The 26,628-nt window shown below is 49.6% G+C and carries 24 protein-coding genes; 10 read left to right on the top strand and 14 right to left on the bottom strand.

From position 1 onward, the window contains the following. Positions 1-6 precede the first annotated feature (6 nt). Positions 7-2,334 (bottom strand): transglycosylase domain-containing protein, encoded by a 2,328-nt coding sequence (locus C511_RS0112865; protein WP_027318240.1) that lies wholly within the window; start codon positions 2,332-2,334, stop codon positions 7-9. A 238-nt stretch (positions 2,335-2,572) separates the two neighbouring features. Here C511_RS0112865 and pyrB point away from each other — a divergent pair, with 238 nt between their 5' ends. The 6 genes from pyrB to C511_RS0112830 all read left to right on the top strand — a co-directional run bounded on the left by pyrB (position 2,573) and on the right by C511_RS0112830 (position 8,110). Further along, positions 2,573-3,499, top strand: coding sequence for an aspartate carbamoyltransferase (gene pyrB / locus C511_RS0112860; protein WP_024997340.1), 927 nt, complete (start codon positions 2,573-2,575; stop codon positions 3,497-3,499). Between the two features lie 21 nt (positions 3,500-3,520). Then, positions 3,521-3,982 carry an aspartate carbamoyltransferase regulatory subunit gene (pyrI, locus tag C511_RS0112855; protein ID WP_024997341.1) on the top strand — a complete coding sequence of 154 codons (462 nt, stop codon included), beginning with the start codon at positions 3,521-3,523 and terminating at the stop codon, positions 3,980-3,982. Next, positions 3,979-4,551 (top strand): flavin reductase family protein, encoded by a 573-nt coding sequence (locus C511_RS0112850; RefSeq protein WP_024997342.1) that lies wholly within the window; start codon positions 3,979-3,981, stop codon positions 4,549-4,551. Before pyrI ends, C511_RS0112850 begins: the two co-directional genes overlap by 4 nt. Before the next feature lie 23 nt (positions 4,552-4,574). Further along, complete coding sequence (locus tag C511_RS16880) at positions 4,575-5,381, top strand: porin family protein (protein ID WP_051260527.1); 807 nt, start codon at positions 4,575-4,577, stop codon at positions 5,379-5,381. Between the two features lie 121 nt (positions 5,382-5,502). Next, positions 5,503-6,783: a serine hydroxymethyltransferase gene (gene glyA, locus C511_RS0112835; RefSeq protein WP_027318239.1), complete on the top strand. Its 1,281-nt coding sequence runs from the start codon at positions 5,503-5,505 to the stop codon at positions 6,781-6,783. Between the two features lie 253 nt (positions 6,784-7,036). Next, positions 7,037-8,110: a mechanosensitive ion channel family protein gene (locus C511_RS0112830; RefSeq protein WP_027318238.1), complete on the top strand. Its 1,074-nt coding sequence runs from the start codon at positions 7,037-7,039 to the stop codon at positions 8,108-8,110. Positions 8,111-8,191: 81 nt separating this feature from the next. On the opposite strand, the gene C511_RS0112825 is transcribed toward C511_RS0112830, so the two are convergent. Further along, positions 8,192-9,859 (bottom strand): formate--tetrahydrofolate ligase, encoded by a 1,668-nt coding sequence (locus tag C511_RS0112825; RefSeq protein WP_024997345.1) that lies wholly within the window; start codon positions 9,857-9,859, stop codon positions 8,192-8,194. Positions 9,860-9,967: 108 nt separating this feature from the next. Here C511_RS0112825 and C511_RS0112820 point away from each other — a divergent pair, with 108 nt between their 5' ends. Then, positions 9,968-10,501 carry a hypothetical protein gene (locus C511_RS0112820; RefSeq protein WP_024997346.1) on the top strand — a complete coding sequence of 178 codons (534 nt, stop codon included), beginning with the start codon at positions 9,968-9,970 and terminating at the stop codon, positions 10,499-10,501. Between the two features lie 69 nt (positions 10,502-10,570). Here the strand turns inward: C511_RS0112820 and C511_RS0112815 are convergent, their stop codons facing one another. From C511_RS0112815 to C511_RS0112760, 12 genes are all read right to left on the bottom strand, one after another. Then, the gene (locus tag C511_RS0112815; protein ID WP_027318237.1) at positions 10,571-11,449 is read right to left on the bottom strand and encodes a F0F1 ATP synthase subunit gamma; all 879 of its coding nucleotides are present in this window, start codon (positions 11,447-11,449) and stop codon (positions 10,571-10,573) included. Positions 11,450-11,467: 18 nt separating this feature from the next. Continuing rightward, a complete protein-coding gene (gene atpA / locus C511_RS0112810) occupies positions 11,468-13,054 on the bottom strand; it encodes a F0F1 ATP synthase subunit alpha (RefSeq protein ID WP_027318236.1) in 1,587 nt (528 codons plus the stop codon). Positions 13,055-13,101: 47 nt separating this feature from the next. After that, positions 13,102-13,662, bottom strand: a complete 561-nt coding sequence (locus tag C511_RS0112805; RefSeq protein ID WP_024997347.1) for a F0F1 ATP synthase subunit delta — start codon at positions 13,660-13,662, stop codon at positions 13,102-13,104. Positions 13,663-13,676: 14 nt separating this feature from the next. After that, on the bottom strand, positions 13,677-14,177 hold the full coding sequence (gene atpF / locus C511_RS0112800) for a F0F1 ATP synthase subunit B (protein WP_024997348.1): 501 nt from the start codon (positions 14,175-14,177) through the stop codon (positions 13,677-13,679). A 12-nt stretch (positions 14,178-14,189) separates the two neighbouring features. After that, positions 14,190-14,447, bottom strand: coding sequence for an ATP synthase F0 subunit C (atpE, locus tag C511_RS0112795; RefSeq protein WP_027318235.1), 258 nt, complete (start codon positions 14,445-14,447; stop codon positions 14,190-14,192). A gap of 54 nt (positions 14,448-14,501) precedes the next feature. Further along, positions 14,502-15,593 carry a F0F1 ATP synthase subunit A gene (gene atpB, locus C511_RS0112790; protein ID WP_027318234.1) on the bottom strand — a complete coding sequence of 364 codons (1,092 nt, stop codon included), beginning with the start codon at positions 15,591-15,593 and terminating at the stop codon, positions 14,502-14,504. Further along, positions 15,577-15,996 carry a hypothetical protein gene (locus C511_RS0112785; RefSeq protein WP_024997349.1) on the bottom strand — a complete coding sequence of 140 codons (420 nt, stop codon included), beginning with the start codon at positions 15,994-15,996 and terminating at the stop codon, positions 15,577-15,579. The genes atpB and C511_RS0112785 overlap by 17 nt, the downstream gene beginning before the upstream one ends. Positions 15,997-16,016: 20 nt before the next feature. Further along, positions 16,017-16,256, bottom strand: a complete 240-nt coding sequence (atpC, locus tag C511_RS0112780) for an ATP synthase F1 subunit epsilon (protein WP_024997350.1) — start codon at positions 16,254-16,256, stop codon at positions 16,017-16,019. Positions 16,257-16,268: 12 nt separating this feature from the next. Beyond that, positions 16,269-17,780, bottom strand: a complete 1,512-nt coding sequence (gene atpD / locus C511_RS0112775) for a F0F1 ATP synthase subunit beta (RefSeq protein WP_024997351.1) — start codon at positions 17,778-17,780, stop codon at positions 16,269-16,271. A 315-nt stretch (positions 17,781-18,095) separates the two neighbouring features. Further along, on the bottom strand, positions 18,096-19,262 hold the full coding sequence (purT, locus tag C511_RS0112770; protein WP_024997352.1) for a formate-dependent phosphoribosylglycinamide formyltransferase: 1,167 nt from the start codon (positions 19,260-19,262) through the stop codon (positions 18,096-18,098). A 13-nt stretch (positions 19,263-19,275) separates the two neighbouring features. Beyond that, a complete protein-coding gene (msrA, locus tag C511_RS0112765) occupies positions 19,276-19,761 on the bottom strand; it encodes a peptide-methionine (S)-S-oxide reductase MsrA (protein ID WP_024997353.1) in 486 nt (161 codons plus the stop codon). 30 nt (positions 19,762-19,791) lie between these two features. Next, positions 19,792-21,309 carry a DUF4301 family protein gene (locus tag C511_RS0112760; protein WP_024997354.1) on the bottom strand — a complete coding sequence of 506 codons (1,518 nt, stop codon included), beginning with the start codon at positions 21,307-21,309 and terminating at the stop codon, positions 19,792-19,794. 186 nt (positions 21,310-21,495) lie between these two features. On the opposite strand from C511_RS0112760, the gene C511_RS0112755 reads away from it, so the two are divergent. Genes C511_RS0112755 through C511_RS0112745 form a run of 3 tightly spaced genes read left to right on the top strand, consistent with a single transcriptional unit; the run spans position 21,496 to position 26,602 of the window. Further along, positions 21,496-23,709 (top strand): RelA/SpoT family protein, encoded by a 2,214-nt coding sequence (locus C511_RS0112755; protein ID WP_024997355.1) that lies wholly within the window; start codon positions 21,496-21,498, stop codon positions 23,707-23,709. Between the two features lie 3 nt (positions 23,710-23,712). After that, on the top strand, positions 23,713-24,105 hold the full coding sequence (locus tag C511_RS0112750; protein ID WP_051260526.1) for a diacylglycerol kinase family protein: 393 nt from the start codon (positions 23,713-23,715) through the stop codon (positions 24,103-24,105). Positions 24,106-24,142: 37 nt separating this feature from the next. Further along, positions 24,143-26,602, top strand: coding sequence for a glycoside hydrolase family 95 protein (locus tag C511_RS0112745; protein ID WP_027318232.1), 2,460 nt, complete (start codon positions 24,143-24,145; stop codon positions 26,600-26,602). Positions 26,603-26,628 lie beyond the last annotated feature (26 nt).

Here is a 26,628-nt window from a genome sequence, read left to right as displayed (position 1 = left end):
CGGTGCTTACCTGAACAGGTCGTCAATACCGGTGCTTTCCGTCGGCGTAGTCGAAGGATCTCCTTCACCACTACCGCAGGGGTCGAATCCTTCGGGTAACTTGAACCGTTCCGTTTGGTCGTAACCCAGCGACTTGTCGGCATACACCTTATTCATGTAAAGCGCCCAAATAGGCAGAGCCATGGAAGCACCCTGTCCGTCATACATCGTATCGAAATGGATGTCGCGCTCCTCGCCACCTACCCAACAGCCCGATACGAGCGAGGGTGTGAAGCCCATGAACCATCCGTCCGAATTACGGTTTGTGGTACCCGTTTTACCACCCATATCTGCCGTAATGCCGTAGCGGCGCACGCGCCCGCCCGTACCTTCGTTAATCACGGCACGCAGCATAATAAGCATTTTGTAAGCACTGGTAGCGCTGATTACCTCCTCCATTTGCGGAGTGAAGTTGGCTATCACGTTGCCGTCACTATCTTCTATTTTAGTCACCAGCAGCGGTGCCACGCGAATACCCTTGTTGGCAAAAGCAGTGTAAGCGCTCACCATCTCGCCCACGGAAATTTCGCACGGGCCCAAACAAAGCGAGGGTGTGGGCTGAATGTCTTTGTTCAGCACCCCGAACGAGTGAATAAGTCTCACCAACGCATACGGATTGAGTTTACTCATGAGGTAAGCCGAGATCCAGTTGTTAGAACGGGCCAATCCCCATTTCAGCGTAACCATTTCGCCGTAGCGATCGCGCGAGCTGTTGCGGGGCGACCACGCCTCACCGGCCTCGGTAATGATGGTTTGCTCCACGTTGCGCGCCTCGTCACACGGAGAGAATCCGTTTTCCATGGCGAGCGAATACAAGTACGGCTTAATGGTTGAACCAATCTGCCGGCGTCCCACCATGGCCATGTCATATTGGAAATAGGTGTAGTTGGGACCGCCCACGTAGGCTTTCACATGGCCGTTGAACGGATCCATCGACACAAAGCCGGTGCGCAGGAAGTATTTGTAGTACCTGATGGAGTCCATCGGAGTCATCACCGTATCTTTCTCGCCATGCCAAGTGAAAACCGACATCTCTTCGGGCGTGTTGAATGCCCGTCTGATTTCCGATTCCGAAGCACCGTTGTCCTTCATAATGCGGTAACGGTCTGTCTGCTTCATGGCCTTGTCGAGTATCTGTTTCACCTGTTCTTCGGTGAGCTGATTGGTGTAAGGGGCTGTTTTGCGGTTTTTCTTTTCGGCAAAGAAACGACCTTGCAGGTAGCCTCCCAAGTGTTCTTCCACCGCTTCTTCGGCATATTTCTGCATGCGCGAGTCGATGGTGGTGTATATTTTCAGTCCGTCGGTGTAAATGTTGTAATTCGAACCGTCTTTCTTGTGATTCTTTTGGCACCATCCGTACAGCGGGTTTGTTTCCCATGCCAGCGAATCTTCGTAATACTTCTGCATCTGCCAGCTGCGGTAATCGCCACGGCTAGGCTTGCGGGCGGTCATCATGCTGCGCAGGTATTCGCGGAAGTAAGTGGCGAGGCCCTCTTTGTGGTCCACACGGTGGTATTTCAGCGTAAGGGGCAGCTCTTGCAGCGAGTCGCACTCTTCTTCGGTAATGTAATCGGCCTTGCGCATCTGGTCGAGCACCACGTTGCGTCTGCCGCGCGAGCGTTCGTTGAAACGCACCGGGTTGAAGAGCGACGGGTTTTTACACATGCCCACCAGCGTAGCAGCTTCTTCTATTTTCAGTTCCGAGGGTTCGCAACCGAAATAGGTGTACGAAGCGGTTTTAATGCCCACGGCGTTATTTAAGAAGTCGAACTTATTGAGGTACATCGTGAGTATTTCCTCTTTTGTGTAATAGCGTTCCAGGCGCACGGCTATCACCCATTCAATGGGTTTCTGAAACAAACGTTGCGTCACGCTGTTCGCGTCGGGCGAATAGAGCTGTTTGGACAGCTGTTGGGTAATGGTACTACCACCACCGGCATTCTTCTGCATGAATATGCCGCGTTTCACCACGGCACGCGCCAAAGCAATGGCGTCAATGCCCGAATGGTCTTTGAAGCGAACATCTTCCGTAGCAATGAGGGCGTTGATCACGTTGGCCGACAGCTCGTTGTAACTGGTGTACACACGGTTTTCTTTGCTGAGCGACCAAGTGCCCATTACTTTACCGTCTTCGGAGAGGATTTCGGTGGCAAACTTGTAATTCGGGTTTTCCAATTCTTCAATCGCGGGCATGTAACCTATCCATCCGTATGCAATGGAGGCAAACAGCATAACGGCTGCCACTAGGCCTACGGCAAAGAATATCCACAATGCTAATACTACTTTTTTTATCATTTTACGGGTGTATTTTTACGAATAATCACTTCTTTTGCATCTGCAATAAGTGTGCAAAATTAAAATAAAAGTTGCTCTTTCACAACATATTTGCCAAGCCTTTTCATTTTTATCATTTTTGAACGCTTTCGTGCATATTTCTAACACAAAGTTAATGCAAAAATACATGAGGTAACATATTTTATTCGTACCTTTACGCTCCGTATTTATGATGTTGTATAAATTAACAGATAACAATATGGAAAACAGGAGTTTAGTAACCATAGCCGAGTATTCCAAAGAGAAAATTCTCTATATGCTCGAAATGGCGAAGCAGTTTGAAAAAACCCCCAACCGGAAGATTCTTCAGGGTAAGGTAGTGGCCACGTTGTTTTTTGAACCGTCTACCCGCACCCGACTGAGTTTTGAAACTGCTGCCAATCGTTTGGGGGCTAGGGTTATCGGGTTCAGTGACCCCAAAGCAACCAGTTCTTCAAAAGGAGAAACACTGAAAGACACCATTATGATGGTGAGCAATTATGCCGATGTCATCGTCATGAGGCATCACCTCGAAGGGGCGGCACGCTATGCCAGTGAGGTGTCTCCCGTCCCCATTGTCAACGCGGGCGACGGTGCCAACCAGCATCCTTCGCAAACCATGCTCGACTTGTATTCCATTTACAAAACACAGGGAACGCTCGAAAATCTGAACATCTACTTGGTGGGCGACCTGAAATACGGACGCACCGTGCACTCGCTGCTCATGGCCATGCGCCACTTCAATCCTGTTTTTCACTTCATTGCGCCCGAGGAGCTGAAGATGCCCGAGGAATACAAGATGTATTGCAGGCAAAACAACATCAGGTATGTGGAACACACTGATTTCAACGAAGAAATCATTGCCGATGCGGATATTCTGTACATGACTCGTGTGCAACGCGAACGCTTTACCGACATGATGGAATACGAACGGGTGAAGAATGTGTATATATTAAGGAGTAAAATGCTGGAGCAAACGCGCCCCAACCTGCGCATTCTGCATCCGCTGCCCCGTGTGAACGAAATTGCGTATGACGTAGACGATAGTCCCAAGGCGTACTATTTTCAGCAGGCGCTCAACGGACTTTATGCTCGTGAAGCCATCTTGTGTGATGTGCTGGGAATTACTCTTCAAGATATCTTATAAACTGATTAACGGAACGCACAAATGAATAAGAATAAACAAGCTTTGCAGGTGGCCGCTCTAAGAAACGGCACTGTAATTGACCATATTCCTGCCGAAAAGCTCTTCACGGTGGTTTCTCTGTTGGGACTGGAACACATGGAGAATAACATCACCATCGGTTTCAACCTCGAAAGCAAGAAGTTGGGCACAAAGGGCATCATCAAAATAGCCGATAAGTTTTTCTGCGACGAGGAGATTAACCGAATTTCTGTCGTGGCTCCTCACGTGAAACTGAACATTATTCGTGATTACGAGGTTATTGAAAAGAAAGAGGTGTACATGCCCGATGATTTGAAAGGCATCGTGAAGTGTGCCAACCCCAAATGCATTACCAACAATGAACCCATGGCCACACTGTTTCACGTAACCGATAAGGAGAATTGTGTGCTCAAATGTCACTACTGCGAAAAGGAACAAAGAAAAGAAGAGATTGTTATTTTATGAAAGAAGACTGGAAACCGGGAACGATGATTTATCCGCTGCCTGCTGTTATTGTAAGCTGCGGAAGCACCGAGGAGGAGTATAACCTCATTACTCTTTCGTGGGTGGGAACCATCTGTACCAATCCGCCCATGTGTTACATTTCGGTGCGCCCCGAAAGGCATTCGTATGACATTATCAAGAAGAACATGGAGTTTGTGATTAACCTCACAACGAAAGATATGGCGTTTGCAACCGACTGGTGTGGGGTGCGTTCGGGCAAGGATTTTAATAAGTTCGAGGAGATGAAGCTCACTCCCGGCAAGTGCTCCGTGGTGCAGGCTCCGCTGGTGGAGGAGTCGCCCTTGTGTATTGAATGCCGCGTAAAGGAAATTATGGCGCTGGGATCGCATCACATGTTCATTGCCGATGTGGTGAATGTGCGGGCGGATCAGGAGCACCTGAACCGTGAAACGGGCAAGCTGGAGCTGGCCGAAACAAACCCGCTGGTGTATGTGCACGGGGGGTATTTCGAATTGGGAGCGCACATCGGCAAGTTCGGATGGTCCGTCGAGAAGAAAAATAAGAAGTGATAGCCACCTCTAAAAGATAAAGAATGAAACGACTGCTTGCTTTTATCATTTGTTCCTGTGCCGTGGGCAGTATCTTTTCGCAAGAAACAGATACGTTAACAACCGTGCCGTCGCAACAGCATGTAACGGTGTGGCAGCAGGACGAAACGGTTGTGGCTCCGGAGAAAAAGAAAACGCACCGGCTTCCTAACCAACACAAGGTGAACGTTGGTTTCAGGGCGGGGTTCAACTCTACCATGTACCAGGTTTCATCGCTGAAAATAAGCGGCATCACGATCGACGATGTGCAGAACAATTACAAGATTGGTTATGCCGGAACGTTGTTCATGCGGTTCAACATCAGGAAGCATTTCGTTCAGCCCGAGGTGTCATACACCATCAGCCGGGGCGAAATTGAGTTCGACAGACTGGGTGAGCACGGCACGGATGTGGAACCGCAATATGCTTACCTGCGGTCTAGCATTCACAGCATTGACGTGCCGGTGTACTACGGTTACAGTCTCGTGAAAGAAGGGCCTTACAATATGTCGGTCTTTGCAGGTCCCAAACTCAAGTACATCCGCACACGGAAAAACGACATTGAGTTTGAGAACTTCGGGCAGCAAGATGTGGTAGAAGAATTGCGCAGGTTTAACGTGGGAATGGCTGCCGGCGTATCGGTGAGCATATCGCACATTTACTTTGACTTCCGTTACGAACAGGGGTTCAACAACCTCACCAAATCTGTTACTTACACGGATGCAACAACAACCGGAGGAACATCAAGTGGTGATATTTCGTTCAAAAGACGAGACAATGTGCTGAGTTTTTCGCTGGGCGTCATATTCTAAATTGAAATTTTATCGGCATTAATTCCGATAGTTTGCATGAATATATCATTTTTTTTGATTAATTTTGTGCGCTTAAACAAAGGATCTCGAAACAACTACTTATTATCTTACTACAAAAAGAATGAAAAGAGACGATTTAATTTTCGATATTATCGAAAAAGAGCATCAACGTCAGTTGAAAGGCATCGAACTGATTGCATCAGAAAATTTCGTTAGTGACCAAGTAATGCAGGCCATGGGCTCTTGCTTAACGAATAAATACGCTGAAGGCTACCCCGGCAAGCGTTATTATGGTGGTTGCGAAGTGGTGGATCAGAGCGAGCAAATTGCTATTGACCGCTTAAAGGAAATATTCGGTGCCGAATGGGCCAACGTGCAACCGCACTCGGGCGCTCAGGCTAATGCCGCTGTTTTCTTGGCTGTTCTGAACCCCGGTGATAAATTCCTGGGATTGAACCTGGCACACGGTGGTCACCTTTCTCACGGTTCATTGGTTAATACTTCGGGAATAATCTATACTCCCTGCGAATATAACGTGAAGCAAGAAACCGGTCGCGTAGATTACGACCAGATGGAAGAAGTTGCTTTACGTGAAAAACCCAAATTGATTATTGGTGGTGGCTCTGCCTACTCTCGCGAATGGGACTACAAACGCATGCGCGAAATTGCCGATAAAGTGGGTGCACTGCTGATGATTGACATGGCGCATCCTGCCGGACTCATTGCCGCAGGTTTGCTCGAAAATCCGGTTAAGTACGCACACATCGTGACTTCTACCACTCACAAAACATTGCGTGGTCCACGCGGTGGTGTGATCCTGATGGGTAAGGATTTCCCAAATCCATGGGGAAAAACCACTCCGAAAGGCGAAGTGAAAATGATGTCGCAGTTGCTTGACTCTGCTGTGTTCCCCGGTATTCAGGGTGGACCGCTGGAGCATGTCATTGCTGCCAAAGCTGTTTCATTTGGCGAGTGCTTGCAACCCGAATACAAAGAATACCAACAACAGGTTCAAAAGAATGCTGCTGCATTGGCAAAAGCATTGATGGACCGCGGATTTACCATCGTTTCGGGCGGTACCGACAACCACTCTATGTTGGTTGATCTTCGTGCCAAATACCCCGAATTGACCGGTAAAGTAGCCGAAAAGGCTTTGGTTTCTGCTGATATTACTGTAAACAAAAATATGGTTCCGTTTGATAGTCGCTCGGCTTTCCAGACTTCGGGTATCCGTTTGGGAACTCCGGCTATTACGACTCGTGGTGCCAAAGAGGATTTAATGGCTGAAATAGCCGAAATGATTGAAACTGTATTGTCAAACGTAGAGAATGAGGCTGTTATTGCCGAAGTTCGTGCACGCGTAAACAAGACAATGGAGAAATATCCTCTGTTTGCATATTAAGATCTTCTTGATGGACGTCGCGAGACGTCTAAAATGTTTGTTTTTCATAATAAAAAAATTGATTTTATCCACCGCGTTACTCACATTGCGCGGTGGTTTTTTTTATTTAGGTTACAAACGGGGCTTCACAAATTTATCAAGCTCGCTGGTATGAACAGCCAAAATGAACCAAACACCCCGCAGAGGCGTTTGCATGAATAGGGAGCCGTGCCGCAATCAGCTTATTATTCACTTTTCTAAATACATATAGCCTATGAATTTTATTGAAAGATTAATGTCTCAAGAACCTTACCGCATTTTAATAGGAATGGGGCTGTTTCTATTGAGCAGCCTGCTGCTGTACCTAATTTACCAACGCGTAATTAGCGTTTTGAAGCGAAAATCGCTCATTAGAAAGCCGGCTGTCAACAGCTTTGTGATTGACATTCTGAAGATACCTGTTCTGTGGTTGCTTCTATGGATTCTGTTTAAAATATTCAGCCATTCATTCATATCAGAAACGCCTATTTTCAGCACGTTAATGAGCATCAACAACATTTTGCTGATACTCACCGTGGGGTGGCTTGTCATTAAAATAGTGAAAGCATTCTTTTACTATTGGCTCAACAAGCTCGATATTCATACGGCCGACAACCTGAATGCGCGCAGGAACCTTACCCGCATGAAAATCTTTGAAAACATCATCGTTGCCACCATTGTCGTGGTGGTGCTGGGCATTTGCCTGATGACGTTTGAGCAGGTGCGTTCCATTGGTGTCAGTCTGCTCACCTCGGCAGGTATTGCAGGTATTATCGTGGGGTTTGCCGCGCAAAAGAGCATCGCCACCGTGCTGGCGGGTGTACAGATTGCCATTACGCAGCCCATCCGACTGGATGATGTGGTCATTGTGGAGGGTGAATGGGGCCGCATTGAAGAGATTACGCTAACCTACGTTGTGGTGAAGATTTGGGATGAGAGGCGGCTGATACTGCCCGTTACTTATTTCATTGAAAAGCCTTTTCAGAACTGGACACGTAGCACCGCGGAGATTCTGGGAACGGTGTTTCTATACGTTGATTATGCCTTGCCCCTGGATGCGCTGCGCTCACGGCTGACGGAGATTGTGCAGCATCACCCTAAGTGGGACGGGCGCGTAGCCAACATTCAGGTGACCGACACCAAAGAGCGTTACAAGGAACTTCGCGTGCTGGTGAGTAGCAAAGATGCCTCTCTGAACTGGGATTTGCGGGTTGACGTGCGCGAGCAATTGCTGGATTTCATTCAACAAAATTACCCCGGCTGCTTTGCGCAAATGCGTGTGCAGAAGCTGCACACGGAAAGTTTATAAGCCGTGCACAGAAAAGAAATTGGCTGCGCACAACGAGTTTTGTCGTTGCACGCAGCCAATTATGTTGTTGCCGAACGGGTGTTAGCTGAGGCCCTCAATGTGACCGTCAACAATGTCGATGTGTTGCGCCTGAGGCTCTTTGGGTAAGCCCGGCATGCGAAGTATTTCTCCGGCAATGGCAACAATCATCTCCGCACCGTTATTAATGACAATGTCTTTGATGTGGAACTCAAAGTTATTCACCGCACCGTATATCTTGGGGTCGGCCGAGAATGAGTACTGCGTTTTGGCAATACACACCGGATAGTGTGAAATGCCCAATTCACCGATCTGCTTCATCAGGTTGCGCGCGCTGCTGCTGTAAGTCACAATGCTGGCACCGTAAATGCCGGTTGCAATTTTCTCAATCTTTTGCTGCACACTGTCGGTATCCTTGTAGGTAAATTGCAACGGTTTCGACGGGTTATTCTCCACCGTGTCGGCCACCAGTTGTGCCAGTTCCACAGCCCCTTCGCCACCTTGCGAGAAGGCATTGTTCACTGCAAAGCCCACACCCAGTTCGTTGCAATGCGTGCGTAGCAGTTCAATTTCTTCCTCGGAATCCGTAGCGTATTTATTGAAAGCCACCACAATGTTCTGCCCGAAAGCGCGCAGGTTGCGCACATGCTTATCGAGGTTGCGCAAGCCCTCTTTCAGTCCTTCTAGATTGGGCTCTTTGATGCGGTCGAGGCTCACACCACCGTGCATTTTCAATCCCTGAGCCGTAGCCACAATAACCGTCAGCTTGGGTTGTAATCCCGATTTACGACACTTGATGTTATAGAACTTCTCGGCACCGAGGTCGGCACCAAATCCGGCTTCGGTAATCACGTAATCGCCAAAAGTCATGGCCATTTTCGTGGCGAGCAACGAGTTACATCCGTGCGCAATGTTGGCAAACGGGCCACCGTGCACAAAGGCTGCGGTATTTTCGGTAGTCTGCACCAAATTGGGGTGCAACGCCTCTTTGAGCAGCACGGTGATGGCACCTGCCACACCCAAGTCCTTCACGGTGAAAGGCTTGTTGTCGTACGTAAAGCCCAAAATAATGTTTTCAATGCGTCGGCGAAGATCTTGCACGTCTTTCGACAAACAGAGAATAGCCATGATTTCGGATGCCGGGGTGATGTCAAAACCCGACTCCTGGGTAATGCCGTTGCTCTTAGGCCCCAAGCCTACCACGATGCTACGCAGCGAACGGTCGTTCACATCGAGCACCCTGCGCCACAAAATCTCTTTCAGTCCGAAACCTTTCGACTGGTTCTGGTACAGGTAGTTATCGAGCAAGGCTGCAATCATGTTATGTGCGGAGGTAATGGCGTGAAAATCGCCGGTGAAATGGAGGTTAATCTTCTCCATGGGCAACACCTGTGCGTAGCCGCCGCCTGCTGCCCCACCCTTCATGCCGAAGCAAGGGCCCAAAGAGGGTTCGCGCAATGCCACAATGGCTTTCTTGCCAATCTTGTTGAGTCCCAGCGCCAAACCGATGGAAACGGTGGTTTTACCAATACCCGCCCTAGTGGCCGTGATGGCTGTTACCAGAATGAGGTTGCTTTTCTTCACCTTTTCATCGTCTATCAGGTAATCGGGTATTTTGGCTATGTAGCGTCCGTAATTCTCTACTTCATCGCGAGGTATGCCTATCTCTTCGGCTACTTGTTTGATCTTCTTTAGCTCTGTGGTACGTGCTATCTCTATATCCGACTTCATAAAAATGCTATATTTATAATTTTAAAGGTGCAAAAATAACAATAAAATCGGTATGATTGTTTGAGGGATGAGTATATTTGCATATCGCGTAAAACTAACACTTTTTATATGAAAAAACTAATAGTTTTATTTTCCGTGTTATGGATTTCGGCGACCGTGAGTGCGCAGTCGGAAATCAAGAATGACAGTCTGACCTTGTCGATGGGGCAAAACAAAATGTTTGGTGATTTCATTCTCGACGGTAGTTTGTTCACCATGGCTGTGAAGCAATTGCCTTCGCTTGAAGACTTCCTGAAAACTGCCCCCAGCATGGACGGACTGCTGCAATCCATCAACCAGCCTGCCCGCTGGGTATTCGGTAAGGCATCGGCCGACGGGCGCCCTACGTTGCTCTACACCAACCGCATGGATAACTTCTATTCTGTCAATGAGAACATTGGTGTGGCAAGCTATCAAATTACCGATAAAATAAGGCTCAACCTGTCGGGTCAGTACAACGCCGACGGTACCAAGATACGGGGAAACAACCTCCTGCCGTGGGACAAAAACTACTTCAAAGGTGCCATGGAGATGAAGTTCAACAAGAACTTCGGAGTGCGCATTGAAGTGCAGCGGGGTGGTAACAACCCTTACCTGTACTGAAAAAACAAGGGGCTATCCTGTTACGGACAACCCCTTTATTTTTTGTGTATATCAGTGTTATACGGGTATTTACCTCATGCTACCGCCCACAATATCGAGCAACTCATTCGTAATGGTTTGCTGACGTATTTTGTTGTACTGCTTAGTCAACTCCTGAATCAATTCATTGGCATTGTCGGTCGCAATCTGCATGGCCACGGTGCGGGCAGCATGCTCGGACGCGTTGGAGTCGAGCAGTGCCGTAAACATCTTCAGCGTGATGACGCGTGGCAACAAATGGGCAATGAACTCTTCAACCGAAGGCTCCACAATGTAATCAATCTTCCGGCCTGTAGCTTTCTTCTCAGAAGCAGATTCGGCTGTAGAAAGGTCAATGGGCAGATAAGTTTCCTGAACCAACTGGAAACTACCGACCGATTTGAAGTGGTGATAAATAAGCTCCACTTTGTCGACCTCGCCCGCCAGAAACATCTCCATCAATTGAGTAGCCAGCTGAACCGTCTCGTCATACGAAGGCTTATCGGCCATGTGCTGAAAACTACCTTGTGTTTGGTAGCCCATCTTGCGCACTTTCTCCTCAATCTTCTTGCCCACCGGAAACACCAGGATGTTATCGGCACCCAGTTGCTGGTATGACTCATGCGCCAACGCAAACTGCTTCAACACATTGGCGTTGAAAGAGCCGCACAGCGAACTGTTGGACGAGAACACCACGAGTGCCACCTTTTGAACAGGGCGCACACGGGTAAAGGGTGATTCAATTTCAGAATCGGTACTCAGGAAGTTGGTCAGTATCGCATTGAGTTTCGACTGATACGGCAACATACTTTCAATGGCTCCCTGTGCCTTGTGCAGTTTTGCAGAAGCCACCATCTTCATGGCCGATGTAATCTGTCTGGTACTTTTTACCGACCCGATTCTCGTTTTTATTTCTTTTAATGAAGCCATTTGTCTCTCATTTATTCATTAAACCATAAACTGCTTGGCAACCATGGCAGCCGTTTCTTCAATCAGCTTGCTTACCTGGTCGTTAATCACACCGCTTTTCAGCACATCCAGCACATCTGCCTGATGATTGAGTTCGAGCGATTTCAAGAAGTTCTGTTCAAACTCACTCACCTTCTCGAGCGGAATGTTTTTGAGCAGTCCGTGCGTGCCGCAATACAAAATGGCAATCTGCTTTTCAACAGCCAGAGGCGAATACTGCGACTGAACCAGCAAGCGGGTGTTCTTACGCCCTTTGTCGATGGTGTGCGCCGTAACCGGATCCATGTCGCCGCTGAACTTCGAGAAAGCCTCCAGCTCGCGATACTGCGCCTGGTCTATCTTCAACGTTCCGGCCACCTTCTTCATGGCCTTGATTTGTGCATTTCCACCCACACGAGACACCGAAATACCTACGTTGATAGCCGGACGAATACCCTGGTTAAAGAGGTCCGTCTCAAGGAAAATCTGTCCGTCGGTAATGGAGATCACGTTCGTTGGAATGTAAGCCGATACGTCGCCCGCCTGTGTTTCAATGATAGGCAAAGCCGTCAGCGAACCGCCCCCCTTTACCTTATCTTTCAGGCTTTCGGGCAAGTCATTCATCTGGCAAGCCACTTCCTGCTGGTTGATGATTTTGGCAGCACGCTCCAGCAAACGAGAGTGCAGGTAGAAGATATCTCCCGGATACGCTTCACGACCCGACGGGCGGCGAAGAATCAGTGATACCTCACGGTAAGACACAGCCTGTTTCGACAAGTCATCATACACCACCAATGCATGGCGACCGGTGTCACGGAAGTACTCACCGATGGCAGCTCCGGCAAAAGGAGCAAAATATTGCAACGCAGCGGGGTCACCTGCCGTAGCAGCCACCACCACCGTGTAATCCATTGCTTTGTGCTGTTTCAGGGTATTTACAATGTTGGCAACGGTAGAACCTTTCTGACCGATAGCCACATAAATGCAATAAACCGGATTGCCCGCTTCGTAGTTGGCACGCTGGTTAATGATGGCATCCAAGGCAATAGCCGTTTTACCCGTCTGACGGTCGCCAATGAGCAACTCACGCTGTCCGCGACCGATAGGAATCATCGCATCGATAGCCTTCAAACCCGTTTGCAACGGCTCGTTAACCGGCTGACGGAAGATCACTCCCGGTGCCTTGCGCTCCAACGGCATCTCATAAAGCTCACCGCCGATGCGTCCTTTACCGTCGAGCGGTTCGCCCAGCGGGTCAATAACGCGTCCCAGCATGCTTTCACCAACCATGATAGAAGCAATTCGGCGGGTACGTTTCACCGTAAAGCCCTCCTTAATCTTATCAGTCGGACCGAGCAGCACGGCACCCACGTTATCCTCTTCCAAGTTCATCACAATGGCCTTAATGCCGTTGTCGAACTCCAGAAGTTCGTTAGCCTCAGCGTTATTCAGTCCGTAAATACGTGCCACACCGTCACTCACCTGCAACACGGTACCTATTTCATCGAGCTGCACGCGAGCCTCAATGCCTTCGAGCTGTTTGCGCAGCACATCCGAGACCTCACTTACTCTTATATTTTCTGACATAATTCTTTTACTATTAATTTAAAAATTACACCCTAAGAACCTGATAATTAAACAATTCGACGATTCTTATCTATGTACTGCTGCTTCACTTTTTTGAGCTGAGTAGCGATGCTGGCATCCAGTCGGTAGCCGTTGATATCAAAAATAAAACCGCCTTCAATAGAAGGATCTACAGCCGTTTGCAGCTCCATGCGGGCATGAAGCCTCTCAGCTGCCGCGGTTTTAATCCGTTCGCGCGTATCATCGTCAACCGGCACAGCGGTAATCAGTTTCCCTACGCCAATGTGCCTGAGCTTACGATACAGTCCGATGTAGGTCATGCACATAAACTGCAGGAAGTTTTCCCTGCGTTCTTTGAGCACCAGCTGCATGAAGCGCTTGTACTGCTCGCTCACATCGCACGTGTCGGACACGGCAGAGCAGAGCAGCTTCAGCTTTACCTCAGCAGGCAGAACCGGGTTATCGAGCGTCTTCTTCAGTGCAGGATGTGTTTCAAAGCTCTGCGACAAAGCCTTCAGTTCCTTGTAAACCACCCTCTCCGCCTTGTGTTCACGAGCGTAAGCAAGCAGCGCCTTGGCATATCGCATTGAAATTATTCCTATATCCATAAACTACACTTGTTTTAAGACTTACTTGATAAAACTTCATCGAGCATTCTGTCAATCATTTCCATCTGCTCTTTCTCGGTGTTCAACGTTTTGCGAATCACTTTCTCGGCGATGTCGACCGACAGAACGGCTACCTGACGACGAATGTCGCGTATAGCCTCTTCCTTTTCCAACTGAATTTGCGCCTTCATGTCATCCAGTTCCTTCTGAGCAGCCATTTCGGCCTGCTTACGCGCTTCATAGATAATCTTTTCGCGCTCCTGCATGGCCTCTTTCAATATGCGTCCCTGTTCCTTGTTGGCGCTGAGTACGATCGCTTCCCCCTCGCTCTTCAAACGGGCCAACTGCTCGTTAGCTTCTTTGGCTACCTGAAGAGACTGGTCGATGTACACCTTCCTGTCTTCCACCATCTTGATGATGATGGGGAAGCCGTACTTCGCCAAAACGGCAAAGACGATTCCGAAAGACAGCAACATCCAGAACAAAAGTCCACTCTCTGGTAATAATAATGACATAAACTTTCTTTTTTATAAAAAGAATACCAATAAACAAACAACGATAGCCAACAGCGCAACACCTTCAATCAGCGCGGCTGCAATAATCATATTCATACGAATATCTCCGGCTGCATCGGGCTGACGGCCAATTGCCTCCATGGCAGAACCACCAATCTTACCAATACCTAGTCCGGCACCGATTACTGCTAAGCCTGCTCCAAAAGCGGCACCTAATTTGCTAATACCAGCAGCTGCTGCTGTTGCTTGAAATAACATTGTAAGTAACATAATCTTATTTTTTTAAATTATTAATATACTTGTAAGTCTCTTGAAATCATGTAATTAATGAGCCTGCTGTTTTTCAGCAGAGTGCTCTTCTTTGTGCTCCTCCTGTGCCAAGCCGATGAACACCGCCGAAAGCATGGTAAACACATACGCCTGAATGAAAGCCACCAGCAATTCGAGTGCATTCATAAAGATATTGAATAGCACCGATGCAATGGTAAGGCTGCTATTGAGCACCGGTCCCATGCTGGCGGAAATAAATATCAGACAGGTAAGTACCAGCATGGCCATGTGACCCGCCAGCATATTGGCAAACAAACGGATCATCAAGGCAAACGGCTTGGTCAGAATACCTATAAACTCGATGAAAGGCATCATGGGCACAGGCACCTTGAGCCACCAGGGCACATCCGGCCAGAATATCTCTTTCCAGTAAGTACGCGTACCAAAAACGTTCACAATCACGAAGGTAAACAGTGCCAACACCATGGTAATGGCAATGTTGCCCGTTACGTTGGCTCCACCGGGAAAGAAAGGAATCAGTCCCATGAGGTTATTGATGAAAATGAAGAAGAATGCCGTGAGCAGGTAGGGTGCAAACTTTTTGTATTTGGGTCCCACACAGCTTTTAATCACATCGTCATTCACCATCATGATGAACATCTCCATCAAGCCTACAAACCCTCCGGGTGCGGCTGCCCCTCTGGGTTTCTTTTTGTACCAATGAGCCACTCCCAACACAATAACCACAAGCAGCAAGCTGTTAATAAGCAGGGCAAGTGTTACTTTGGTAATGGAAATATCGAACGGGCGAACCTCTTGTCCCGCAGCATCGTGCTCCACAATTTTGCCTTCGTACTTACTGCCTGCCGGAGCGATGGAGAGTCCTTCGTAAGTACCTCCGTTCTCTACCAGTTCCGAAGAAAGAAAGGCATGCCAGCCCGTTGTACTGCTATACACTATGACAGGAAGCGGAATGCGCACCTCTGTTTCCCCCCAGGTTGTGATGTGCCACTCGTATGAATCGCCTATGTGACCGAAAACAATCTCTTTCACATTAACCGGTTCACCCTCGTGTTCGTTGGCCGAAACGGTGGGCACCACGCACAAAAGCAACAGGAAAACAACTATATTATGCAATCTTCTCATTTTCTTTTTTTCTTTTACGGTTGCACTCAAAAGCCAGGAAGAACCAGCTTTCAAATACCAGATTCACCAAATAAAAAATAATGAAAGTAACCATGAACTCCCTTATATGGTCTCTCACCGCCAGGCAATACAACACCAAAATAAAAACGGAGAAAATCATTCTGATGATCTTCAGCGCCAGGTGAAAAAGCACCAGTTTCTTCGGCATGTGCTTGCGACAAGCGTCAAACATATAAATGGAGAACACTCCCAAGACAAAGAAATAAATAGGAATGAACGGATACCAGTTAAAGTAATGTTCCGGCAAAAGGAAATAAAATACCAGCGCTCCCAGCGCAGCTGTCATACAGGTTACTGAGGCAAGAGCACTCAGGTAATTCAATTTGGTTTTGCTAATACTCATTCTTTGTCTATCCTCATTCTTTATGAAACGCACACAGAAACGTTTCCGTTACTTAACTCAACGAAGCCTCCGTTAATTTCCAGTTTACACTCCTTATTGCCCGCCACGTAAATGATTTCTCCCTTTTTAAGAGAGGAAACAATGGGGGCATGATTGGGCAAAATAGTAAATTGCCCCAGCAAACCGGGAAGCGTAACCTGACTGACCTCTCCGTTAAAAAGTTCTTTCTCGGGCGAAACGATGTTCAGTTGCAGAGCCATGAATCTTTATTTTTAGTTGGTTTGTTCAAGTAATTGTTTTCCTTTTTCGATGGCTTCCTCAATGGTTCCCACGTTCAGGAACGCCTGTTCGGGCAGGTAATCGACCTCACCGTCCAGAATCATTTTGAAACCTTTGATGGTATCTTCAATGGCCACCATCGCTCCGGGTACTCCGGTAAACTGTTCGGCCACGGTGAAAGGCTGTGAAAGGAAACGCTGCACACGGCGCGCGCGGTTCACAGTGAGGCGGTCTTCGTCAGACAGCTCCTCCATACCCAAAATGGAAATAATATCTTGCAATTCTTTGTTACGTTGCAGAATCTGTTTCACCCGTTGAGCCACATCGTAATGCTCCTGTCCCACTACCAGCGGATCCAGAATACGCGAGGTCGACTCCAGCGGGTCAACAGCCGGATAGATACCCAACTCCGTAATTTTACGACTCAATACCGTGGTGGCATCGAGGTGAGTAAATGTGGTTGCAGGTGCCGGGTCGGTCAAGTCGTCGGCAGGCACATAAACAGCCTGAACGGAAGTGATGGAACCCGATTTCGTTGAAGTGATACGTTCCTGCATGGCACCCATTTCAGTAGCCAACGTAGGTTGGTAACCCACTGCAGAAGGCATACGTCCCAGCAAAGCCGAAACCTCGGAACCTGCCTGAGTGAAACGGAATATGTTATCGATAAAGAACAGAATGTCTCTAGAACCCGATTCGGAAATATCACGGAAAGACTCTGCCACGGTAAGACCCGACAGGGCAACCGACGAACGTGCTCCGGGAGGTTCGTTCATCTGTCCGAACACCAAGGTAGCTTGCGACTTGGCAACTTCGTCGTAATCCACTTTCGACAAATCCCAATTTCCTTCCTCCATGCTCTTTTTAAACGCTTCGCCGTAGCGGATAACGCCCGATTCAATCATCTCGCGCAACAGGTCGTTACCTTCGCGGGTACGCTCACCCACACCGGCAAACACCGAGAAACCGTTGTGCTTCTTGGCAATGTTGTTAATCAGCTCCATGATCAAAACCGTTTTGCCTACACCGGCACCACCAAACAAACCAATCTTCCCGCCTTTTGAGTAAGGCTCCAGAAGGTCAATCACTTTAATACCCGTATAAAGCACTTCCTGCGTGGTAGTGAGGTCTTCAAACTTAGGCGGTTCGCGGTGAATGGCATAAGCCCCCTTGCGGTCGAGCTCCTTCATGCCATCGATGGAATCACCCACTACATTCATCAGGCGTCCTTTTATCTGCGCTCCCACAGGCATCGTTATAGGCATATGAGTCGATAATACCTTCATGCCACGCTGCAATCCGTCGGTACTATCCATAGCCACCGTGCGTACAGTGTTTTCACCAATGTGCTGTTGAACTTCTACGATAAGTTTCTTGCCGTTGGGCCGTTTGATCTCAAGCGCTTCGTGTATACTCGGAAGTACTAATTCGGCATCAGTACCATCAAAATAAACATCGACAACTGGGCCGATGACCTGAGAAATATGCCCGATAATCTGTGACATAAGCTTCAATATGTTTTTAGATAAGAAAACGTAATTCAGTGTTGTATTGTTCTGGCTAAATAGTTAAGCCAACAACCGTGCAAATATAGACACAAAATAGCGTCATTGTTCTCCTTTACCATAATTTGCCTAACGATAACATTCATTAGTTCTGTGTAAAAGAGTTTTAGAACATAATTTGCTCTGTATTCAACTAAAAAGAATAGTTAAAACGTTAAAAAGTGAAAAGAGCCTTTTTCCTTTATCTACATCAGGCATTGAATGGAAAAAGGCTCTATCGTAAGAAGGTGTGTCGCGGGCGACATACTTATCAATTTAGCAGACTTCAACCTTGGCGGCTAATCGTTTTGCTTTTTCACGCAGGGCGTCCAAATCGCTCCCCGCAGGTGCGTAACAAAGCACCACTCCCATGCGGCGGTTTACCCGTGTGGCGGGCTTTCCAAAGATGCGCAGAAGGGTATCTTCCTCCTTCAGCACTTCTTCTGTTCCGCGGTATGTCGGCGGTTCATTAGAGGCGATGGTCGAAAGAATCACCGCACTCACCCCGTTGCGCTCCAGTTTCACGCAAGGAATAGGCAGTCCCAGTACCGCACGCAGGTGTAGTTCAAATTCATTGAGGTTCTGTGTGCCTGCCAGCGTAACCATTCCCGTGTCATGCGGACGCGGAGAGAGTTCCGAGAAATACACACCGTTTTCGTGGCTCAAGAAGAATTCCACTCCCCACAGGCCGGCACCCGTCAGTGCACGCGTTACCTTTTCGGCCATTTCCTGCGCCTGTTTCAAATGATCGGGATCGATGTGGGCAGGCTGAAAGCTCTCGCGGTAATCGCCCCCTTTCTGCACGTGACCGATGGGTGGGCAAAACAGCGTAGGCCCGTCCTTCTGAGTCACCGTAAGCAGCGTAATCTCACTGTCGAAACGAATAAACTCTTCAATGATCAGTTCGCGAATATCGCCCCGGCTACCGCTGCACCCGTATTCCCAGGCATGTTGCAGCTCGTCGGCACCCTTCACGAGCGACTGTCCCTTACCCGACGATGACATCAGCGGTTTCACCACACACGGGAAACCTATCTGAGCCGCAGCCGCCTTCAATTCTTCGAAAGTAGTGGCGTAAAAGTACTTGGCCGTTTTGATTCCCAGTTCCTTCGCCGCCAAATCACGAATAGCCTTGCGGTTCATGGTGAAATTCACCGCACGGGCGCTAGGCACCACCTGAATACCCTCTTTCTCATAGTCGTAAAGGCGTTCGGTGCGAATAGCCTCAATCTCGGGAACGATGATATCGGGTTGGTGTTTCTTCACCACCGCATCCAGTTCCTCGCCGTGCAACATGTCAATTACCTCAAAGCAATCGGCTACCTGCATAGCCGGCGCACCGGCATACGAGTCACAAGCAATGACGTATTCCCCTTTTCTTTTGGCAGAAATGACAAATTCTTTGCCCAGCTCGCCCGAGCCGAGCAACAGTATTTTTTTCATCAATATGTTGTTTTTAAAATATTTTGCGGTAAATGTGGCAATACGGAGTAGTACCCTTGTGCTCGTAATACTGCTGGTGGTAATCTTCCGCCATCCAGAAACGCTCCGCCGGGCGCAACGAAGTAGCCACCTCGTAGCCTTTTTCGGTCAGTATGTCGACATACTTCTTGGCAACCTCTTGCTGCTGAGGCGACAAATAGAAGATGGCCGATAAGTATTGCGAACCGATATCGGGTCCTTGTCCGTCGAGCTGCGTAAAGTCATGCGTTTCAAAAAACAACTTCACCAGTTCCTCGTACGAAGTAACCTGCGGGTCATACACCACCTCAACCGTTTCAAGATGTCCCGTTGTGCCGGTTTTCACCTCCGGATACGTAGGGAAATCCTTGTGTCCACCCATAAATCCTACCGCTGTGCTCAGCACACCCGCGTGCTTCATGAAATGATATTCCGTGCCCCAGAAACATCCCGAAGCGAAATAAGCCGTACTTGTTTGCATATCTGTTCTCCTTTCTATACTATTTATTATTTATTGATGCTGATCGCGCAACAAATCGTTCACCGTCTTCACCGGGTTGAAAGTCGACAACGGCACCTCTACGAACACCGTGTTCCAGTCGCTCATAGCCCCGTTCCACAGTCCCGGCAGTTCCAGCGCTTTCAGTTCTTTTCCATTTTTTGATTTATACGAGATGAAGCCGGTAGCCTTGTCAACAAAAGCAGTCAGGTCGAACTTATGCCCTTTGTAATCGCGCACAGCACAAACCAAATCTACCGGATTGAAATGCGTACCCTTCACAAACATCTCCTTCTTGGCGGGATCGTTCATATCAATCTGCGAACTCTCCAATATTTGAAGAGATACCGTTCCGTCGGGGTTGTAAGCCAGGAACGGACCGCCGCCCGGCTCGCCCACGTTGGGCACCATGCCACACACACGCATCGGCCTGTTGAGCTTATTGCGCAGATAGATCACCAGTTCGGCATCCTCCAGATTCTTCGTTTCCGGATTCTTGCAGAAAAGCTTCTTCTGTAAGAAGTGCAGCACCTCTAATATCTGCTCGTGCGTGTACTGTCCGCTATCCAGCAACTCCAGATAGTCGAAAGCCTGCTTCTGCAAAGACACCAGCACCCCTGCCAGCAACTTCTTGTAGCGCACCGTGTCATCCTTCAGTCTGTCGGGCACCACATTATCTATATTCTTAATAAACACCACATCCGCATCGAGGTCATTGAGGTTCTCAATCAACGCACCGTGACCACCCGGACGGAACAAAAGCTTGCCCTTGTCGCGAAACGGCTCGTTATTCATGTCGGCCGCAACGGTGTCTGTGCTTTGTTTCTGTTCAGAGAAAGACACATTATATATTACATCGTATTTACTGGCATACGCCTTCGCCTTCTCATTCACCAGCGCTTCGAAGAAGAGTCTGTGCTCCGGTGAAACGGTGAAGTGCACATTGGCACGGCGACTCTTGCCGGCAGCGTAAAGCGCCCCTTCCACCAAATGCTCTTCGAGCGGCGTACGTGCCCCGTCTTCATACGAATGAAACTTGAGCAACCCCTTGGGCAGCGAACCGTAGTTCAACCCCTCGGCCGTGAGCAGCGCAGCCACAACCGCCTTGTAATTGCCCTCCTGCACCAGCTGAGTAGCCGTTTTACCCGTCTGCTTTTCGCAAGCCGCACTTAAATCGGCATAAAAAGCAAAGGACGTCAGGTTCTCAAAAAAGGTACGTTCAAAGGCAGTAGTCGGTTCGTTGTACGCAGCCTCCAGAAACTCAAACAAGTCTTTAAACATGCGGCTTGCAGCGCCCGAGGCAGGTACGAATTTTACGATTGTTTTATCAGCATTCGCATAATCTTCCCATGCAGCCAGAAAAGCATTTTCTGCTTCGGCATCGGGTTTAACAATGCCCTTCTCAACAGAAGCGGCGGCGCTTAGTTCCAAATACGGAAACCCAGTCTTGAAACAATCCAGCTGAGCGGCAATTTGTGCTTCGGAAATGCCTTTCTGCGCCAGTTGTTCTTTGTCTTGCGGTGTAATCATCGTATGAAGTTTTATTAATTGATGCCCAAAAATACAAAATGTTATTTAGTTTGTGCGGTACACTGAACAAAAAAAGCTATTTTTACAACGAAAAATTAGAAGATTAACGGCCGATTTTGTTTCAGCCCGCACAGAAAGCTGAAAATCAACCCAATCGGTATTTGGAAACTAACTGTACGGCAAATTATGGATGCATTTTTTACAAAAACCGAGAAAGCGGAACTGACGGCTCTTTACAGAAGGCTCATGCAATCCGCCGGAGACAGCATTGCCCGAGAAGACGCTAAGAAGTTAAAGAACTATTTGATACAGGCCGCTGCCGACAATAACCTGCAGCGTAATAATTTCGGTATGAACCCCGTGATACGTGACATGCAGACCGCTGTGATCGTGTCCGAGGAGATTGGTATGAAGGGTTCCGTTATCACAGGAATCATGCTGCACGAAATCGTGAAAAGCAACATGCTTTCGCTGGAAGACGTGCGAGCGGCGTTTGGAGACGACGTGGCAAGCATCATCAAAGGACTGGTCAAAACCAACGAACTGTATGCTAAGAGTCCGGCCATAGAAAGCGAGAACTTCCGCAACCTGCTCCTGTCATTCGCCGAAGATATGCGGGTGATACTTATTATGATAGCCGACCGTGTGAACATCATGCGGCTCATCAAGCATGACTCCAACGAGGAAGACCGCATTCGTGTGGCCAACGAGGCTGCGTACCTCTACGCTCCGCTAGCGCACAAGCTGGGCTTGTACAAAATCAAGTCGGAACTGGAAGACCTGTACCTCAAGTACTCCCAGAAGGAAACCTATTACTTTATAAAGGATAAGCTCAACGAAACAAAGGCCTCGCGCGATAAGTACATCGCCTCTTTCATCGAGCCTATTCAAAAGAAGGTGGCAGACACCGGACTCACCTTTGAAATCAAGGGACGAACCAAGTCGATACACTCCATCTGGAACAAGATACAGAAGCAGAAAACACCTTTCGAAGGCATTTACGACCTCTTCGCCATTCGTATCATCATTGATTCCGATCCGGAGAAGGAGAAGCAGGAATGCTGGCAGGTGTACTCCATCGTAACGGATATGTACCAGCCCAACCCCAAGCGTTTGCGCGACTGGCTGTCTATTCCCAAAAGCAACGGCTACGAGTCTTTGCACATTACGGTGATGGGCCCCGAAGGCAAATGGGTGGAGGTGCAGATACGTACCCGACGCATGGACGAGATTGCTGAGCGCGGACTGGCTGCTCACTGGCGTTACAAAGGCATCAAGGGAGAAAGCGGACTCGACGAATGGCTTACTTCCGTGCGTGAGGCACTGGAGAATTCCGACAGTGACTCGATGAAAGTCATGGATCAGTTCAAGATGGACTTGTATGAAGACGAGGTGTTTGTGTTCACCCCCAAAGGTGATTTGTTCAAGCTGGGCAAAGGGGCTACCGTGCTCGATTTTGCTTTCCACATTCACTCCAAACTAGGCAGCAAGTGCATCGGTGCCAAGGTGAACGGCAAGAATGCGCAGCTCAAGCAAAAGCTCAACAGCGGTGATCAGGTTGAAATTATGACCTCCAACACCCAAACGCCCAAGCAAGACTGGCTGAACATCGTAACCACCTCGAAGGCTAAAACCAAGATACGCCAGGCGTTGAAGGAGATGACTTCCCGTCAGCTCGAATTTGCCAAGGAAACCATTGAGCGTAAGTTCAAGAACCGCAAGATGGATTATGACGAGGCGGTGATGATGCGACTCATCAAACGCATGGGTTACAAAACCGTGACGGAGTTCTACCAGAAGCTAGCCGAAGGTGCACTCGAGGTGAACGACATACTGGATCGCTACGTGGAACAGCAGAAGCGCGACAGTGACTCGCACGACGAACTGGTGTACCGCAGCGCCGAGGGCTACAACCTGCAAACAACCTTACAGGAAGAAACCAGTGGCAAGGAAGATGTATTGGTCATTGACCAGAACCTGAAAGGCATCGACTTCAAGCTGGCCAAATGCTGTAACCCCATCTACGGCGACGAGGTATTCGGCTTTGTCACCGTGTCGGGAGGTATCAAGATACACCGCCACGATTGCCCCAACGCCAACCAGATGACCGAACGTTTCGGCTACCGCATCGTGAAAGCACGCTGGGCAGGCAAGTCGGAAGGCACGCAATACCCCATCACCCTGCGCATTGTGGGACATGATGACATTGGTATTGTGACCAACATTACCTCTATTATTTCGAAAGAGAACGGCATCAGCCTACGCTCCATCGGAATCGATTCGAACGACGGTCTGTTTTCGGGAACCCTCACCATCATGGTGGGCGATACCGGCCGACTGGAGGCATTAATCAAAAAACTGCGCACCGTGAAGGGTGTGAAGCAAGTAAACAGAAGTTAGCACATGAAAGGCGAACCCTCTAACCAACCCCGGCCGGGCGGAGCGCTGCAACGTTTCCTCCAAGGCTTTGTGTATGCCGGCAAAGGCATCTGCAGCTTTGTGCGAAGCGAACGCAACGCACGCTTCCATTGCCTGGCCATAGCGGTTGTCACGGCAGCGGGTTTCTACTTCGGCATCAGCCGTGGTGAATGGATTGCCGTGGTGCTGTGCTTCGGCATGGTGCTGGCCGCCGAAGGGTTCAACAGCGCCATCGAACGCCTGGTCAACCTGGTTTCGCCCGGGCGAAACCCTCTTGCCGGTGACATAAAAGATGTAGCGGCAGGTGCCGTACTGGTGTGCGCCATTGCCGCCGCCGTTGTGGGACTCATCATCTTTTTGCCCTATCTGCTACCGTAAACCAGTCAGACCACTGACACGTAAAATCCTTGAAACCATGAAAAAGCACTCATTATTGATACTGGCCCTTCTGGCCGCAAGCACCTGCGCATCGCTGCATGCGCAAAGCAGTAAGAAACGCATCTCCGAGGTCAACAACACCCTGTGGTACAACTCCCCCGCTGTTCAGTGGGAAGAAACCCTGCCGCTGGGCAACGGCCGGTTGGGCATGATGCCCGACGGTGGCGTGGAGCAAGAACGCATCGTGCTCAACAACATCCACATGTGGAGCGGTTCCGAGGCCGACTATCGCAATCCCGAAGCCGCCTCTTACCTACCCGCCATTCAACAGCTGCTTTTTCAGGGTAAAAACAAAGAAGCGCAAGAGATGATGTACCAACACTTCGTGCCCGTTAAGCCCGAGAAAGGCGGTACCTACGGCAGCTACCAGATGTTGGGCAACCTCGACATCACCTATCGCTACCCCGCAGACGATGGCAGTTACAAAGCCTACAAACGCTACCTTGACTTGGAGCAGGCATTCAGCGCCACGCACTTCACCAAAGGAGGCGTTAACTTCATACGCGGTTACTTCGTGCCACGCAGCAAAGACGTGATGGTGATGCGCATCATCACACCGTTGGAGACAGACGGTCACGCCATTTCGTTCACCGCCAAGCTGAGCCGCCCCGAACGTGCCACGGTCAGAGCCGTTGGCGACACCCTGATCATGGAAGGAACACTGGATAGCGGAAAAGAAGGAGTTGACGGCGTGCGCTTCACAGCCAAACTGTTTGTCGATGCCACCGGAGGCAAGGTGAGCGTATCCGACCACGGCATCAGCGTTGAAGGCGCCAATGCCACGACCCTTTTCATCTCCTCCGCCACCAGTCTGGAACGCAGCGACTACAACGAATATGCCGGCAAAAAGCTGATGGAAGCCATCGGTGTTTCGTACGGAGACATCAAAAAAGAACACATCGCCGAATACCAGAAACTGTTTAAGCGCGCCTCCCTGTTCATTGGGAAAGACGGCGACGCCAACGACAGCGAAGGTCCGTGGAACCTGCCAACCGACGAGCGCATCCGCCGCTTCGTGCAAAACGACGACCCGTCAATGGCATCACTGTATTACAACTACGGTCGCTACCTGCTCATCAGCAGCACCCGTCCCGGTTCGCTACCGCCCAACCTGCAAGGACTCTGGGCCAATGAGTGCGGCACCCCGTGGAACGGCGACTACCACCTTAACATCAATGTGCAGATGAATCATTGGCCGGTGGAGCAAGGCAACCTTTCGGAACTTCACCAACCCCTTGTGGCACTGACCCGCGGATTGGTACAGAGTGGTGAGGCCACCGCCAAAGCATTTTACGGTTCCCACGCCCGCGGATGGGTAGCCCACATGATGACCAACGTGTGGAACTTCACCGCACCGGGCGAGCATCCTTCGTGGGGCGCTACCAATACAGGCGGTGCCTGGCTGTGCGCCCACCTGTGGGAACACTACCTGTTTACACAAAACCGCCAATACCTCAAAGAAATATACCCCACGCTAAAAGGAGCGGCCGAGTTCTTCCTCTCCACCATGGTGAAAGAGCCGGTGCACGGCTGGTTGGTAACCGCCCCCTCCTCTTCGCCCGAGAACTCCTTCTACGTAGGCAATGACCCCACTCCCGTGAGCGTGTGCATGGGGCCCGTCATGGATACCGAGTTGATTCACGAACTGTACAGCAACGTGATTGAAGCCGCCCGCCTGCTGAAAACCGACAAAGCCTTTGCCGATAGTCTGACCGCCGCCTTGGCACAGCTTCCCCCGCTTCAAATCAGCAAGGAAGGCTACCTCATGGAGTGGCTGGAAGATTACCGCGAAACCGATGTGCACCACCGGCACGTGTCGCACCTGTACGGCCTGCACCCCGGCAACCAGATCAGTCCCACGAAAACCCCGGCCCTTGCCGAAGCCTGCCGTGCCACCCTCAACCGCCGAGGCGACGAAGGCACCGGATGGAGCCGTGCATGGAAGATCAATTTCTGGGCCCGTTTGGGCGATGGCGACCGCGCCTACAAGCTGTTCCGCAGTCTGCTGGTGCCCGCTTACACCCTCGAGAACCCGAAGAAACACGGCAGCGGCACCTTCCCCAACCTGTTCTGCTCGCACCCGCCCTTCCAGATGGATGGCAACTGGGGCGGCACCTCCGGCATCAGTGAAATGCTGGTACAAAGCCACGAAGGCTTTATCAACCTGCTCCCCGCCCTTCCCCCAAGCTGGTCGGAAGGCAGTTTGCAAGGCTTCAAAGTACGCGGCGGTGCCACTGTGTCACTCACATGGAACGATAACCGGGTAACGACCGCCACCCTGCAAGCCGACAAAGCCTACTCCTATCAGCTGAAGAAGCCCGCCGGCACACAAGCCGTGAAGGTAACACGCGGCAAGCGAAGCAAAAGCTTTACGGGAGAATATGTCAGTCTGCCCCTTGCAGCTGGTGAAGTGGTGAGGTTGGAGTTTGAGAAGTGATTGGGAAAAGATATCTCTTATTCAGA

This window comes from Bacteroides graminisolvens DSM 19988 = JCM 15093 (assembly GCF_000428125.1).
Lineage (GTDB): Bacteria > Bacteroidota > Bacteroidia > Bacteroidales > Bacteroidaceae > Bacteroides > Bacteroides graminisolvens.
This window is presented reverse-complemented; position numbering and strand designations above follow the sequence as displayed.